The organism is Planomicrobium sp. CPCC 101079, assembly GCF_007859275.1.
Classification (GTDB): Bacteria; Bacillota; Bacilli; order Bacillales_A; family Planococcaceae; genus Planococcus.
On record NZ_VOHC01000030.1, the window covers coordinates 147,935 to 162,666 of the forward strand.

At 48.9% G+C, this 14,732-nt stretch carries 12 protein-coding genes; 4 read left to right on the forward strand and 8 right to left on the reverse strand.

The window, feature by feature from the left end; genetic code table 11:
• Window positions 1–77 precede the first annotated feature (77 nt).
• A complete protein-coding gene (locus FQV28_RS15820; RefSeq protein ID WP_146497476.1) occupies window positions 78–1,007 on the forward strand; it encodes an alpha/beta hydrolase in 930 nt (309 codons plus the stop codon).
• Window positions 1,008–1,150: 143 nt separating this feature from the next.
• Here FQV28_RS15820 and FQV28_RS15825 read toward each other — a convergent pair whose 3' ends face one another.
• The 4 genes from FQV28_RS15825 to FQV28_RS15840 form a co-directional block, all read right to left on the reverse strand.
• Window positions 1,151–1,660 (reverse strand): glycosyl-4,4'-diaponeurosporenoate acyltransferase CrtO family protein, encoded by a 510-nt coding sequence (locus FQV28_RS15825; protein ID WP_146497477.1) that lies wholly within the window; start codon window positions 1,658–1,660, stop codon window positions 1,151–1,153.
• Window positions 1,661–1,716: 56 nt separating this feature from the next.
• Window positions 1,717–3,222: a phytoene desaturase family protein gene (locus FQV28_RS15830; RefSeq protein ID WP_146497478.1), complete on the reverse strand. Its 1,506-nt coding sequence runs from the start codon at window positions 3,220–3,222 to the stop codon at window positions 1,717–1,719.
• A gap of 244 nt (window positions 3,223–3,466) precedes the next feature.
• Window positions 3,467–4,324 carry a phytoene/squalene synthase family protein gene (locus FQV28_RS15835; protein WP_146497479.1) on the reverse strand — a complete coding sequence of 286 codons (858 nt, stop codon included), beginning with the start codon at window positions 4,322–4,324 and terminating at the stop codon, window positions 3,467–3,469.
• A gap of 14 nt (window positions 4,325–4,338) precedes the next feature.
• The gene (locus tag FQV28_RS15840; RefSeq protein ID WP_146497480.1) at window positions 4,339–5,859 is read right to left on the reverse strand and encodes a phytoene desaturase family protein; all 1,521 of its coding nucleotides are present in this window, start codon (window positions 5,857–5,859) and stop codon (window positions 4,339–4,341) included.
• Between the two features lie 228 nt (window positions 5,860–6,087).
• On the opposite strand from FQV28_RS15840, the gene FQV28_RS15845 reads away from it, so the two are divergent.
• Entirely contained in the window at window positions 6,088–6,975 is an 888-nt protein-coding gene (locus FQV28_RS15845; protein ID WP_146497481.1) for a MerR family transcriptional regulator, read from the forward strand.
• 172 nt (window positions 6,976–7,147) lie between these two features.
• Here FQV28_RS15845 and FQV28_RS15850 read toward each other — a convergent pair whose 3' ends face one another.
• The 3 genes from FQV28_RS15850 to FQV28_RS15860 form a co-directional block, all read right to left on the reverse strand.
• Window positions 7,148–8,569 (reverse strand): ammonium transporter, encoded by a 1,422-nt coding sequence (locus FQV28_RS15850; RefSeq protein WP_146497482.1) that lies wholly within the window; start codon window positions 8,567–8,569, stop codon window positions 7,148–7,150.
• A 65-nt stretch (window positions 8,570–8,634) separates the two neighbouring features.
• Entirely contained in the window at window positions 8,635–9,204 is a 570-nt protein-coding gene (locus FQV28_RS15855; protein WP_146497483.1) for a hypothetical protein, read from the reverse strand.
• Window positions 9,205–9,270: 66 nt separating this feature from the next.
• Window positions 9,271–11,232 carry a primary-amine oxidase gene (locus tag FQV28_RS15860; protein ID WP_146497484.1) on the reverse strand — a complete coding sequence of 654 codons (1,962 nt, stop codon included), beginning with the start codon at window positions 11,230–11,232 and terminating at the stop codon, window positions 9,271–9,273.
• 294 nt (window positions 11,233–11,526) lie between these two features.
• Here FQV28_RS15860 and FQV28_RS15865 point away from each other — a divergent pair, with 294 nt between their 5' ends.
• Window positions 11,527–12,333: a helix-turn-helix domain-containing protein gene (locus tag FQV28_RS15865; RefSeq protein WP_146497485.1), complete on the forward strand. Its 807-nt coding sequence runs from the start codon at window positions 11,527–11,529 to the stop codon at window positions 12,331–12,333.
• A gap of 670 nt (window positions 12,334–13,003) precedes the next feature.
• On the opposite strand, the gene FQV28_RS19310 is transcribed toward FQV28_RS15865, so the two are convergent.
• On the reverse strand, window positions 13,004–13,159 hold the full coding sequence (locus FQV28_RS19310; protein WP_186763915.1) for a hypothetical protein: 156 nt from the start codon (window positions 13,157–13,159) through the stop codon (window positions 13,004–13,006).
• Between the two features lie 310 nt (window positions 13,160–13,469).
• On the opposite strand from FQV28_RS19310, the gene FQV28_RS15870 reads away from it, so the two are divergent.
• Window positions 13,470–14,468: a TRM11 family SAM-dependent methyltransferase gene (locus FQV28_RS15870; RefSeq protein ID WP_146497486.1), complete on the forward strand. Its 999-nt coding sequence runs from the start codon at window positions 13,470–13,472 to the stop codon at window positions 14,466–14,468.
• Window positions 14,469–14,732 lie beyond the last annotated feature (264 nt).

Sequence of the window (14,732 nt, forward strand, 5' to 3'; positions counted from 1 at the left end):
CTAGCAGGAATAATCTGGATAAGCCCAGAAACAGTTTAGAATGAATCAACTAATGAAAATTGGAGGGTCAAACTAATATGCCAGTAAATTCGAAAATCCAATATTTTCTAGACCAGCTGAACACCATGCCCGCTATACCAATGGACCAAATAACGCCTGAAGCCATGCGCCGCTCAGAAGCTTCGCAATTGGCTGCACAGCCGAAAGAGCCGGTGGAAAAAGTGGAAGACCGCACCATTCCACTGGCCGGGCGCAGCCTTCCGATTCGTGTCTATACTCCAAAAGGAGAAGCCCCTTATCCCGCTCTTGTTTTTTATCATGGAGGAGGATGGGTGCTCGGCAGCATTGAAAGCCATGACGCCATTTGCCGCGAGCTTGCGAACTTGGCATCGTGTGTAGTGATTTCTGTTGAATACCGCTTGGCGCCGGAACATAAATTTCCTGCGGCTGTGGATGATGCGTACGAATCGCTGGAGTGGATCGCGTCCCATGCGGCAGACTTCGAGATCGACCCTGGCCGGATTGCCGTCGGCGGCGATAGTGCCGGAGGAAACCTGGCGACGGTCGCTTGCCTGATTGCAAAAGAGCGAAAAGGCCCGAATATCGTCCATCAGCTCCTGCTGTATCCATCCGCTGGTCCGGCTGCCGATTACCCTTCCATGGCTGAGAATGCCAAAGGCTATTTGCTGACAGGGGAAATGATGGGCTGGTTCCAAACGCATTACTTGCAGGGCGACGAGGACCGGGCCCACCCTTACTTGTCCCCGATTCTTTCCGAGAATTTGGAAGGATTGCCCCCGGCGACCATCCTTACAGCACAGTACGATCCTTTGCGCGACGTCGGAATCGCTTATGCCGAAAAACTGCAAGCCCAGGGCGTGAAGGTGTTCCACAAGAACTACGCGGATTTGATCCATGGATTTGCGAACTTCTCGGGCTTTGTCCCTGAAGCGCGCCAAGCAGTAGCCGATGGTGCCGAAGAACTGAAAAAATCGTTTGTACAATAAGAAACAATCGATTAGAAAAGCATAAAATCCTAAAAGCCGGAGTCTCTTAAACAGAGGAGACTCCGGCTTTTTTGAATTCCACTTTAGTAGGGAGCCTTCCCAAAACCATGTATCGTACACAATGAGGCAAAACAAAAAATCCCTCAGCGAAACAATATCGCCCGGGACCTGTTTTGTTTTTGAATGATTAACTGCTCCAAGCGCGGCCGGTTATACCGTTGAGCTAATATGAATGGGAGATTGAACAGAACCGCATACACCGCATTTTTCCAAAATGCCCCAATCGGATTCCAAAGCAAGAATAGCGGCGCCGGCAGCATCGCCAGCCAATGTGTCAATTCAGCTCTTCTGGATTCGATGACGAATTGGGTCAAAGATGCGGTATCGAATCCGTGAAGTGCCTGCTTGTTATAGGCACTCTTGAAAAATATGGTTCCCTCCGGGAGACGCCCTTTCCACCCTTTTATCCGAAAAAGCCGCTGCCACAAATCACCATTCAATTCAAAATGGAAGGAGCGAAACAGCCGGTTCTGGCGGACAAACCAGTGAGAAGGAATTTTAAAAGCACAATAAGAAATGCCGAGCTGGAAAATTGTCCATGCAACGGCATCTGCCAACACAAGCCATCCAAGGGATAATTCGATTAAAGGCATTTCCCAATCACCTCGGCACGCTGATTAGATTTGGATATTGCGTCCACACCAATTCCTTATTGGTTCCTTGCCACTTCACGCTCCATAATCTTATCGCTCACTTGCTGGCCGCTGAGTGTGACCATCGGCATGCCTCCGCCAGGGTTTACCGTTCCTCCGACAAAATACAAATTGTCGTAAAGTTCGCTCTGTTTTTGGTGCTTGAAGCCTTTGTTTGCCTTTTTATCAGATACGGTCCCGTAAATAGCGCCGCGGTCGGATCCATAGGTGCGTTCAATATCATGGGGTGTCCAGACATCGCGTGTCACGATATTCTCCCGCAGCCCATGCAGGCCCATGCGCTCCAACTTTTCAAGAACACGTTCTTCAAACTTTATATACTCCTCCGGTGTGAATGGATTCTTTTGGATATACGGAATATGCGGCAAGATTTTTAAGTTCTCGTGTCCGGGAGGTGCTTGTGATGAATCGGTTTTGTTGGTATTGACAACATAAATAGTTGGATCATCCGGCAGCTCATGCTTTTTGAACACTTTCTCCATCTGTTCATGCAGGTTTTCTGAAAAGAAGAAGTTGTGGTGGTTTAAGAAAGGATATTCCTTCTTCACCCCAAGATGCAAGACAAGGCCGGAGCTGGCCGGTTCAAATTTCTTTTCCAGCTTCTGCACAAATTTTTTATCAGCAGCCACCATTTTTTTATAAAACGGGATCACTTCCATATTCGACACGTAGTAATCGGCCGTCTTCACAGATCCGTCTTCAAGTTCAACACCTGTGATTTCCTTGTTGGTGTTTGTGAACACTTGCATCACACCGAGGCCCGTATGGAGCTGGACGCCTTCTTCTTTGGCAAGCTTCGTCAAGCCTTCCGCCAGTTTATGCATCCCGCCCGGCACATACCAGCAGCCTTGGGCATGCTGCATGTAAATCATCATATTCAGTACCGCAGGAGCGCTATAGGGAGAAGAGCCGACATATTTGATGAAATAAGAAAGCATATCCCGCAGATGGGGGTTGCTGATCCTTTTCGAAATCGCCCCATGCATCGTTGAAGTCAGGTCAAATCCTTTTAACGACGGCAGGATTCCTTGCTTGGCAATGACCTCTTTTGTCGTATCCAGGCCCTTTTCAAAGTAGCCCGCTTCCGTCGTGTCATAAAGCCGCTTCGCGTATTTCAAGAAGGCATAATACTCTTTCATATCCTGCCGGCTTAGCCAAGGATTCTCCCGTTCCATCAAACGAAGGTCTCCGTATAAATCCAACACCGTGCCATCCGGAAAGAAAGAGCGCCACTCGCGGTTCAGCCGCTTCATGGGTACGTAATCGGCCATCCGCTTCCCGCTGCCGCGGAAAAGCTTATCGAAAATATGCGGCATCGTCAAAATGGACGGGCCGAGGTCGAAACCGAAGCCATCCTGTTCAAGCCGGTTCAGTTTCCCGCCCAAATGCTCGTTCTTTTCATACAAAGAAACAGCGTACCCGTTTTGAGCAAGAGAAATAGCGGCAGATAGGCCACCGAGCCCTCCACCAATAACGAGTACGGATTTATTAGGATTCGCCATACATGCACCGGCCTTCTGTTCAGTATCGTTTTCTTCTATATAAGTTGAATTAAGGAAATTCATTTTTGCAGATATTCCGCGAAACAGCTGCGCTAAGGAGTTATGCTCCTGCATCGCTTCGCTGGCTTCGTCGCGGGAGCCAAGGACGTGCCATTAATTTTGGCGCCGCCTTGGCGCAGGAGCAATTGTCTTTGCTTTTCCCAAAGCGGCCGAAACGGTGTATAAAAGTGAACGGTCGTTTTACTTATCTGGCCGACTCCGTCAATATGCGGATCATTTCACGTTTAGTCACAAAGTTTTTCTGGGCAAAACAGTCGTAATTGTTTTGGCGGACACTCGCCAGGATTCCTCGATAGACTTGCGCGGAGACTTGAACGGGCATCCGGCTGTCTTTGTCAAAATTTGAAACGCATTCAAGAAACTCGTCATACAGGCCTTCAGCACGATTGGCCAGCCCTTCCCACACTTGGATAAAACTATCGGTGATTTCCGCATTGGCCAACTGGCCAACGCGATAGCCGGCTCGTTGAAGTTCCTCGGCAGGTAGATAGATTCTTCCTTTCTCACGGTAGTCTTCTCCTACATCCCGTAAAATATTCGTCAATTGCATCGCAACACCGAGACTGACCGCTGCGTCCGTGCAATCCACTTTGGAACCGGAAGCGATGATCGGCAAAAGCATGCGGCCGACTGAACCGGCCACGTAATAGCTGTACGTTTCAACATCCTCCAGCGTTTTAGGCGCAGAAAAAGAGATGTCCATCCGCTGCCCTTTGATTTGGTCATAAAAAGGCTCGAGGTCCATTTCGTATGTGTTGAATACCACGCGCAAAGCCCGCCACAGCGGATGGTTGATTTCCTGTTTTTGGCCAAAGCGATCCAGTTCATCTGTTAATTTGTCCAAGGCCGTTAACTGAGCTGCACTTCCAAGGTTTTCATCAACACTATCATCAGCTGTCCGGCAAAATGCGTAAATGGCATAGACAGCCCGGGCTTTTTCCTCGGGAAGCCTTGAAAAGGCATAGTAAAAACTTTTCGAGTGCCGTTTGATGATTTCTTCACAAAATGCGAAGTCGTCTAGGACAGACATTTGAGCAGTCATAGAAAGCTCCCCTTTCAGCGGGTGTGGAATAGGATTCCTTTGTCGTCATGCAAAAGTTCTTCCGTAGCGATTCGTGCGGATAATAAGACAATCGGAACACCAGCTCCTGGGTGTGTGCTGCTTCCTGTAAAGTAAAGGTTTTCGCAATGAGTGGCTTTACTTTGAGGACGCAAATGATTGCTCTGTGCAAGTGTTGGCTGAAGACCGAAAGTAGCTCCGTTATAGGCATTAAAGCGCCGTTCAAAATCAGGCGGCGTCATATACGATTCCGAGACGATCTCCTGTTTAACATTTTCGAAGCCTTTGATTTTTTCCAAGGCATCCAATATATTGCCGCGGTAATGTTGGATCGTTTCATCATTCCATTCATATTGGGAACACGATTTATCAGATACAGGAACAAGAATGTATAATCCGTCTTTCCCTTCAGGCGCCAGGCTCGGATCTAGCTTAGAACCAATATAGACATAAAATGACGCTGTGTCGAGACGCTTTCCTGAAAAGATATCATTTAAATTCCGTTCAAGTTCTTCATTGAAGATAAAGTTGTGGGCATTCGGCACTTCCTCGTACTTTTTGTCCATTCCAAGGTACATCAGGAAGCAAGAACACGAATATTTCATGCTGTCGATTTTCTTATCGGTGTATTTCCCTTTGGCCTTCGGTTCCGTGACCAGATTTTTCATGGCATAAGGGAAGTCGGCATTGCACATCACAAAATCTGAAGGATGGAATTCACCGTTCACCTGAATGCCTATCGCTTGGCCATTGTCGATGACAATCTCGTCCACCGGGGAATTGTAATGGACCGTGCCACCCTTTTCTAAGAACAATCGTTCAAGTGATTGTGCCAGCGTATACATTCCGCCTTTGATGAACCAGACACCATAAAGGAATTCGATCATCGGAATCATTGTGTAGAGAGATGGACCGCTATAAGGAGAAACGCCAATGTATAAGGTTTGGAAGCTGATCATTTGCTTCAGACGTTCGTTTTTAATGTATTTGCTGATGAATGTATCCGCGTTGTCGAACGTCTTCAATTTTAATCCTTGGCGCAGCACCGTCGGATTATAGAAATCTGATGGCTTACGGAAAGGTTTTTGAAGGAAATGCTCTTTTGCGACGACGAAACGGCTGTAAATCTCTTGTATATATTTAAAAAAGCCTTGCGCATCCTCTTCACCAAATGATTCGAGTGTTTTTGTTAACTTAATGAGATCTGAGCTGATTTCGTAATGCTCGTCCCTCTCGCCTTCAAAAAATACGCTGTACATAGGGTCCAGACGTTCCATCGGAATATAGTCATCCGGGTCGACGCCGCATACTTCAAACACTTCACGATAAAGTTCAGGCATCATCACAATGGTCGGCCCTAAGTCAAACTGGTAGCCATCCTGTTGGATTCTATGCATTTTTCCGCCAGGCAGCGCTTCTTTTTCATATAGCGTGACTTCATATCCAGCACATTGCAGCCGGCAAGCACTCGCAAGTCCAGCAACGCCCGCCCCGATAACACTAACTTTCTTTTTCACATGGATCTCCTCAATTCTCACTTTTAGTTGAATGCCTTGTTTGTACAAAGTTTCGCCGAAACATTTTACAACTGATCCTAGAAGACACTTTGATAATGCTTTTAATTCCCCTAACAGAAGATATGAAACCTTATTGTGCGTAATTTTTGTATAATGTTTATATATCATCAGTATAAGGTAATAGAAGTAAAAACACTAGGATCTCATTAAGGAAAGAGGCCAGGCCTAATGAAAACATACCAAGAACATGGTCTCCTTGTAAAAGAAGTAGCCGAACTGACCGGTTTGTCCCGGCAAGTCATCCGCAAATGGGAAGAGCGCTATGGAGTGATCTGCCCGAAACGGCACGAGAATGGCTATAGGTTGTACACATCCCAAGACGTCGGAGTTTTGATGGAAATCTGCAGATTGCGGAACCAGGGCCATTCGATGAAAGAAGCGCTGCACTTGCTCCAGTCGCAGCAGACTCCAGCCCCTGCTCCCCACATGCCATTAAGCGAAGAGGTCCTTGCCCTTTTAAAAAAAGGGGCTATGTACGATGAGGCCGGTTTGTTTCTCTTATTGAAACAAGCACATCACCGCCATGGATTGGAAAAGTTTTTAAGCAGCACCATCCAGCCATTGATGCTGGAAATCGGGAAACTGTGGGCAAGCGGAGAATGGGACGAAAGCCAAGAGACTATCACGAGCCTGGTCGTCCGCGATTTCTTAGTGCAGATCCGGAGAAACTTTGAGCTCGCAGAAGGTTCACCACTCATGCTTGGCTGTTGTTTGCCGTACGAAACGCACGAAATTCCCTTGCACATCATTTTGCTGCAAGCGATGTTGCACGGCTGGCAAACGATTGCCGCCGGCCCTTCCCCAAAGCTGTCATCCATTGAGTACCTGGTAGAACGGCTGCAGCCACAGAAATTATTATTGTCAGCAACGACGACCATGCCGTTCGAACGGAATCCCCGGTTGTTCGACCAGTTGGAGACCATTGCAGAAAAGAACCAATCCACAGAATTCTTTATAGGCGGCCATGGTGTTTTCGACCAAGCGGTTTTTTGGAAGCCGCACAGAATACGGATTGCTTATTCGTTGGGGGAGATTTTTGATGAAGATGGCGATTGATATCGATTTTGTTGATAAAGAGCGAAATTAACCTAAAAAGCCTGTGAAGAAAGCAATGCTTTTCTTCACAGGCTTTTTAGTTAGTAATTAGGTTCACTTCTCGCTTCAAGCGGCGAGAAGCTTGTCTTCAGCGATTTTTTGCATTAAGCTTCACTTCTGAAATCCGGATTTTTTACACGATAGGTCCAGGCGGGTCTGTTTTCAAAGATGCATTCAGAGGCGCTTCCTTTTGGATGGAGTCTGTCATGGACAGAGGCTCCGCGTTTGATGGACTGTAGGCCGGTTCTTCATGGAAACTGATATCCAAGCCCATTTCTTCTTCCTCTCTTGACACGCGCAGCGGCATGAACAGCCCAATGCCTTTCAAAATGAGGAATGTGCCTGCACAGCCAAGGACCAGTGCGGTCCCGACTCCGATTGCCTGATGCATCAGCAGTTCCGGATTGCCGTAAAACAAGCCGTTCTTTCCTGCTTCGTTAACAGCGGTCGTCGCAAACAACCCGGTCGCAAGCGCTCCCCAAATCCCCGCAATCCCGTGGACGCCAAATGCGTCAAGCGTATCATCGTACTTGAAGCGCGATTTCACGAAATGAATGCCGAAATAGCTGACAGGGGCAGCAATCAGGCCGATGATCAAAGCGGCCGGCACTGTGACAAATCCAGCCGCTGGCGTGATGCCGACGAGGCCGGCAATGGCGCCGGTGGCAGTGCCGACAAGAGTCGGTCTGCGGCGGATGCTCCATTCGACGAACAGCCATCCAAGCCCGCCGGCCGCCGCAGCGATTTGTGTATTGGCAAAAACCAACGCCGTCAAGCCATTGGCACCCAGTGCGCTGCCGGCGTTAAATCCGAACCAGCCAAACCAAAGCGTCGCAGCCCCAATCAGGAACAGGACGATGTTATGCGGAGAATGTGACTTTTTCAAATGCTCGAAACGCGGTCCGATGACGATTGCCGCAGTCAGCGCACTGACACCTGACAAAATGTGGACAACGGTTCCCCCGGCAAAGTCGAGTTCGCCAAGCTGCGCCAGCCAGCCGCCTCCCCATACCCAGTGGGCCATCGGGGCATAAATGACGGTTACCCAGACGGCACTGAACAAAATCCAGGCAGGGAATGAGATGCGCCCGGCAATGCCGCCTGAAATAATGGCGACAGTAATCGCCGCAAACGCACATTGGAACATCGCAAATATATAATGCGGAATGGTGTACGTTCCAAATGCCGCTTCAGGCCCTACACCTTGGAATCCGAGATAATCGAAGCCGCCGATAAAGCCGCCGATGTCCGTTCCGAATGCCAGCGTATATCCCCACAGCACCCAAACAATCGTAACAACGAGCAAGCTGACGAAACTATGCATCATCGTGGAGACGACATTCCGGTCGCTTACCAGGCCACCGTAGAAAAGCGCAAGGCCCGGAACGTGCATGAAGATGACAATCGCTGTTGCAACAAGCAACCAAGTCGTGTCACCACTGTCGACTTGCACAGCCGGTGCCGCAGCAAAGGCACTTGCCGCTCCAAAAAAGACCGATAGCAGAACAGCGGCAAGGAAAGCAATGAAAAACTGGCAGCTTTTTTTACCGATCATGTTAACTCCTCCTTTTTACCACATGGAAATTTTTATTGGACTTTGGTGATAATTTGAACCGTGTGTTACGGATGGACATGCGAATGATTTCCGCTTTCTTCGTTTCCGGTTGCATCCACCCCAGCGGCACTCAGGATTCCCGCTGCAGAGACAGCAGAGAGCAAAACCATGGCAAACGGCAAAAGCCTGAGGTTCCGTTTCACATTCGCCGTTTTCGCCGCTTCCTGCCCCATTATATAGAGGAGGCCGAAAACAACAAAAACATAAAAGAGGTCCATTGATATAACGATGAATAGTTCACGCGCTGGCGGTACCATCGCTGCGAGCATGGCCCCCATCATCGCCCCCATGAAACTGGCAGCTGATGCTTCAATGATGCCAACTAAACCGAATAACCGGCCAATCCCAAAAGCGGACAGGAAACTGATGAACACTGACAAGACGGTCGAAACCGCCAAGTCGCCAGGCAGTAGAAACGTAACGATCAAACCGATCGCTGTACTGGAAACCATTCCGTAGGACATAGCCACACATTTCCCCATCGCCGCGTTGATATGAGCTTTCATCTTTTGGCCATTCCAGTAAAAGAACAATGCACAGACAACCAAAAGCAAGGCGCTGATCAGCATCAGCATACACATAACCTCCTTTTTAAAAGCCGGAGGAACCGGTTACCGGCTCCCCAGGACCCTTCATTTGTTTCAATGGCAGCTGTCAAGCTGTTTCATTCCGCACGATTTCGCTTTCGGTGCCGGCCGGGGCAGATCCAAAGCCGGGTTTCGGTCAAAGAAGCCAACGGGTTTCAGCTGGAAGCTTTGGTAAGCGGTCGGCATGACCGGCCAATCCTCTGTCCGGGTAATGTGGTGATGCCCCATTGTGTACCAGACGACAATGTCTTCGTTTTCGATTGGACGGTCCGCTTTGACGTAATGCTCCAAGCTGTCGCCTCCTTTGGACTGGTTCGGGTATTTCCCGGACGCATACATCTGGTCCGGATCGAACTTCGTGACATGCAGGTGGTTTTTGATAAAACCCGCACGCTGGATGACCGTGGCGCTGTCTGCCGCAAACGGATAGCAGTTTTCACCGGTGACGATTTTGTAGCTGACCGGCTGGCCGACATAGTTTTTCGATTCAGGATTCACGATCCGCCAAGTTTTCTGGGTGACGAGATCGATGTTGCTGACAGATTCCGATTCAGTCTTGAAGGTTTTTGCGACCGTGTAGAAGGCGTTGCCGTTCGGGTTTTCCGGACCGGTTTTTTCAGCGACCGTATGGCTTTCCACGAGCGAGTTATTAACGCCGTCAATCATCGGATCGATCCGGAAATTGAAAAAGTGCTGATGGTACGGCGCATTCACTTGCGGAGCAACTTCAGTCCCATATTTCGGCTTTTCCCCTTCATCAAGCGCACCGACATTCAAAATACCGGTCAGCTTCACTTCGCATTCAATCGTGCCGTCCGGATAAAAGGACCAGAAAAAGCCGTAATCATAGTTAGCGACAGTCGCGAAGAACGACAGCACAAGTCGGCGGGAGCGGCGGACATCCACTTGATTGGTCCGCCAGTCCGTATGTTTCCAGGCGATTCCATAGTCTTCCTCGTGCAGGCAGACGGCGTTTTTGATCGTGAACGGTTCTCCTTTGCTGTTGGCCATAACCGCATCGAAATATTGGATATGGCCGACACAGTCGCAGCCGAGCTCCAGTGAATTCGCCAGCTGCCCGATGCCATATTCACCTGCATCGAAGGCATTCTGCCAGTTATGCGCCGGATTCACGTCACTGTATGGGACGACCATTTCCGATAAGGCTGCGCGGTACAAAATCGGCCGCACTGCCCCTTTGTCCTCATAGCCGACCGTATGGAGGACGAGGCCTTCACGCGGCGTAAACCCGAAACGGATTTTCCACTTCTGCCAGTCGATTGAGTGTCCGTCGAATGTAAAACTCGGGCCTTCCGGCTGGATGATGTCGAGCGGTTTGAGATCTGCTCTGACTTCGACCGGGTAGCTTTTAGCTTCTTCCGGCACGTACGCTCCGTCGGTCGGCGGCAGCGGTTTTACGCCGTAGTCTTCAATGCGCACAATTTTCATTTTGTTGACGTCGACCACAGCAATCAGCCCGGTGATCGGATAGGCATAGCCGTTTTCGTTCGCAGCCGGCCGCACCCACGCAAGAGCTCGGACAAGCCGTTTGCCTTCATCTTCCTCGATATTGTAGTAGCCGGCAGACCATGGGTCGACCATGACCAGACTCGGGTCGGTTACGCCTCTTTTAAGCAAAGCCGCCCGGTAATCGGGATCCTGTTTCACCAGCTCTTCTACCATGTCAAACTCATCAAGAATAAATCCAGGCTTGGCGTCCGGAACAAATTCCCATTTCGCCACTTCTTCCGTCTTCAGCGACACGAGCGCTTCATAGGTTTCGTTCGTTTCGGGTTTCAAGATGATAAGCGAAGCCAGCCGGTCGGGCGCTTCGTTTCCGCTAAAATTCAATACAACTTCCTTTGCCGGTTCATGCAGGACCACTTGAGCAAATCGTGCAGAAGGAGCAAGCCCTTGTTTTTCGGAAAGGATGGCGACCGCTCTTGAAATCTCTTCTGCAGTCAATGGCTCGAGTGGATGAATCAGTTTTTCGACTTGTGTAGGTTGTGTTGTCATAAATCAATCTACCTCCATTTTATGTTATGAAAACTAACATTCATTTGTTTCGGTTAGGATAAAACTTATCATAATCCCATTTCCAGCTTAAAAATTGTAAAAAACGAAACCAAATATTATATTTTCTGAATTTTCATGTTATATTTACTAACACGGTATCTCGTTCGTTATTCTTCCCTTTAAATCACGCTGTAAATAAAACAAAAAGGATAACTATTAGCAGCAGCTTTTACTGGCATTCAATTCCCATACATAAATGGTTTTTAGAATCTATTAGTTGAAGGTGGAGATAAAATGGAAAGACCGAAAATGTATTTTCCTTCCCAACCGGAAATTCAGCAGCGCACGAATCAGTATCAGGAACTGAAACCCCTCCATTTGAGTTATGCCCGGGACGTCGCCCTGTTTTATCAGTTCACTACGGATCCCATTTCACCGATCTCCCTTTCATTGATTCCGGACGGCTGTTTTGACCTTCTTTTTTGCTGCGACGAATCACAGCCCGCGGCTTTTCTTTGGACAAGTCCGTACAGCCGGCGGAAACAGCCGGCGTTCATGCCCAATTGCACGTATTTCGGCGTACGTTTTTTTCCGGAACAAAGCTTGTTGAAATTCAAGTTTCCTATGGCTGAATTGCTGGACCAGCAAATCCAATTATTCGATGTGTTTCCCAGCGAGCAAAAGATCATTGAAGAGCTTATTGGCGCAGGTACATTTCAGGAACGCATCCTCGCTTTCATGGCTTTTCTGGACCAGTCCAAAGCCGACCTGGGCAAAGAAATCCGCCTTGTCAAACACGCCATCACAGAGATCTACCGTTCAAAAGGCACAATTAACATCCAGGAAGTCGCATTCGAAGTCGGTTGTTCCGAGCAATATATCCGCAGGCGCTTTGAAGCTTATATCGGGTTCTCCCCAAAGCAATTTTCGCAAGTCGTCAAATTCCAAAACGCCCTTGATTGCTTTCTAGCCGCCGAGCAGCCTGACATGCTGGATATCGTCCACGAAACCGGCTATTATGATCAAGCCCATTTCATCAAGGATTTCAAAAAGTTCATGCAGGTAACGCCCAAGCAATATAAAAAAGAGCAGCAGCAATAAAAAAACCGCCAGGACCTCACTGGTCCTGGCGGTCAGCTTGTTGAAAAGTTAACGTTGTATGAGCGAGCATTCCTTAACCGATAGTTCGCCGACCAGCTGCGAAGCTATTGGCCGAAGTTATTTTGGCCAATAGCTTTGCGACGAGCTTGCGCAGGAGCATATGTTTTAAATGCCGCGGGCGAGCGCCAAGCCACCTCAGCCGCTTCGCAAACCTTGTGCTCCTGCATCGCTACGCTAGCTTCGTCGCAAATGAGTTGGGCAAAAGCAATTTGCCCAACTCATTTCCTGCGGGGTCTCGGCTGTCTCGTCGCTTGCGCTGCCCCGCAGGCAAGACGTTGACCGAAGCAAGCGAGGTCAAGTCTTTGCGACGAAGCGCAGCTGCAGGAGCAGTAGGGTTTTCTCCGCCGCTTGGCTCCCTACCGGGAGAGCAGAAAACACCACCAACAAATTAACCCAAACAATCAGGAGTATAGAGCATCTCTAAAGCGAATGAAAAGAAGTGACATGCAGCGGAAGGCGGCGACTCCTGCGGGAATGGTGCGAGTCCTGAGACCCCGCAGGGAGCGCCAGCGAGCGAGGAGGCTTAGGCCGCACCCCGCGGAAAGCGTCCGCCTGGAGCGCCATGTGAAAAGAGCAACAAGAGTTTCTCGACAGGCTGACCGCCAGGACCTCACTGGTCCTGGCGGTGTTTTGCCGATTTGTTATTTAATGATGAAACCCGCAGCTTCACCATCCCATCTTTGTTCTGCAGTACAGCGGGAATGCTCAATGCGCAAGAAGGCTTGTCTTCGGGAATTTTCCGACGGCTGGAGCCTTCGAATGTCACAGCCTCTTCTTCCAATTGAATGAACCTTTCAGGATTTTTTTCTTAGAATGCAGCTTTCCACTCCATTAGTCGACACGCCGGTCCGCTTTAACGTCCCCTGTATTCCGGACACTTGCGTATTCCCAACACATACCATCTCCGGTAAATCATCGGCAAAGAAGCTGGTTTTGCAGCCCTTGAAACCAAGTTTCGCCTCCCTTTTGCTCAGCCCGGCGCCTCTCAAGAAATAATTTCACAAACTCTGGAGCTCGATATTGGTATACTTACTAGATGACGCTTAAATAAAGCGGGCAAAAAAGGACGGGATGAATTGAGACGATTAACGCCAACAGGCGAATTCATATATACATATGCATATCACGATGATGAAAAAGAATTATGCCATATGGAGATGCGCGCATTTTTCGGCAGAGATACAGAAGAGAAAATCATAAAAAGTGCACGTGACATTGCACCAAACAGAAGCCCATTCATCAAAGAACAGCTTGAAGTGCTGTTTGAAGCTGCGGAGCTATCGGGGATTTTAAAGCAAGCGGCCGGGGTCGACATGGAGACTGCCACATTTAAGGTGATTTTTCCGAAAATCAACGGTCTGGCTTTGGAGGATAAAGTGGATTACTTGGAAAAACGCAATATCGAACGGCAAATCGGCGCCGTCATCACAGGGCGGGCGGATGTCCACTCCCCCGATGTCACTTTCGGGCTGATCCCATTCGGCGGCCGCTGGTATTTTGGCAAGTCCCGGCAAAGTGAATCCATTTGGTTCAAGCACCAACAGAAACCGCGGGAATATTCCACCGCACTTAGTACGAAAGTGGCGCGCGCTGTCGCCAATATCGCGGTCCCAAACCCTGCCGGAATCAAAGCCATTGATCCGTGCTGCGGCATCGGAACGGTATTGGTCGAGGCCTTGTCAATGGGAATCGACATTGTCGGGCGCGACATCAATCCGTTAGTCGTTGAAGGTTCACGGGAAAACATCGCACATTTCGGATTGACGGGCAAAGTCCATTTAGGGCCGATAGCCGACATCACCCAGCAATACGATGTGGCCATTATTGATATGCCCTATAATCTGTATACGCATGCAACGCCTGAAGAACAGCAGGACATCCTGAACCACGCACGGCCTTTCACGGAAAAGCTGCTTGTCGTGACAATCCAAACGATCGACCACATGATCGATCAAGCCGGCTTTACCATCACCGACCGCTGCATCGCGAAAAAAGGATTGTTCCTGCGGGAAATCCTGGTTTGCGAGAGAACGGATGAACGGACAGCGCCCGTTAAAGAATTCCAGGAAGTATAAGAGGTTAATGCAAAGCATCGTTGCGAAACGATGCTTTTTTATTTCATCAATCCTGCCATCCCACGGGCCACACAGAGTTTGAACTGGCGTTTCGTCCGTTCAGCCTGCAGCGAAATCCTCTCCTTCTTCTCTTTCAATGCTGTCTCCCCCTAAAATCGGCACTTAAGTGGAGCTGCTTGATAATAATGTTATTATAAGCTTAACGTAAGGATTATTAATCCTGCTAAATGCATTATCACTTTTAAAATCGATTTCTTTTATTAA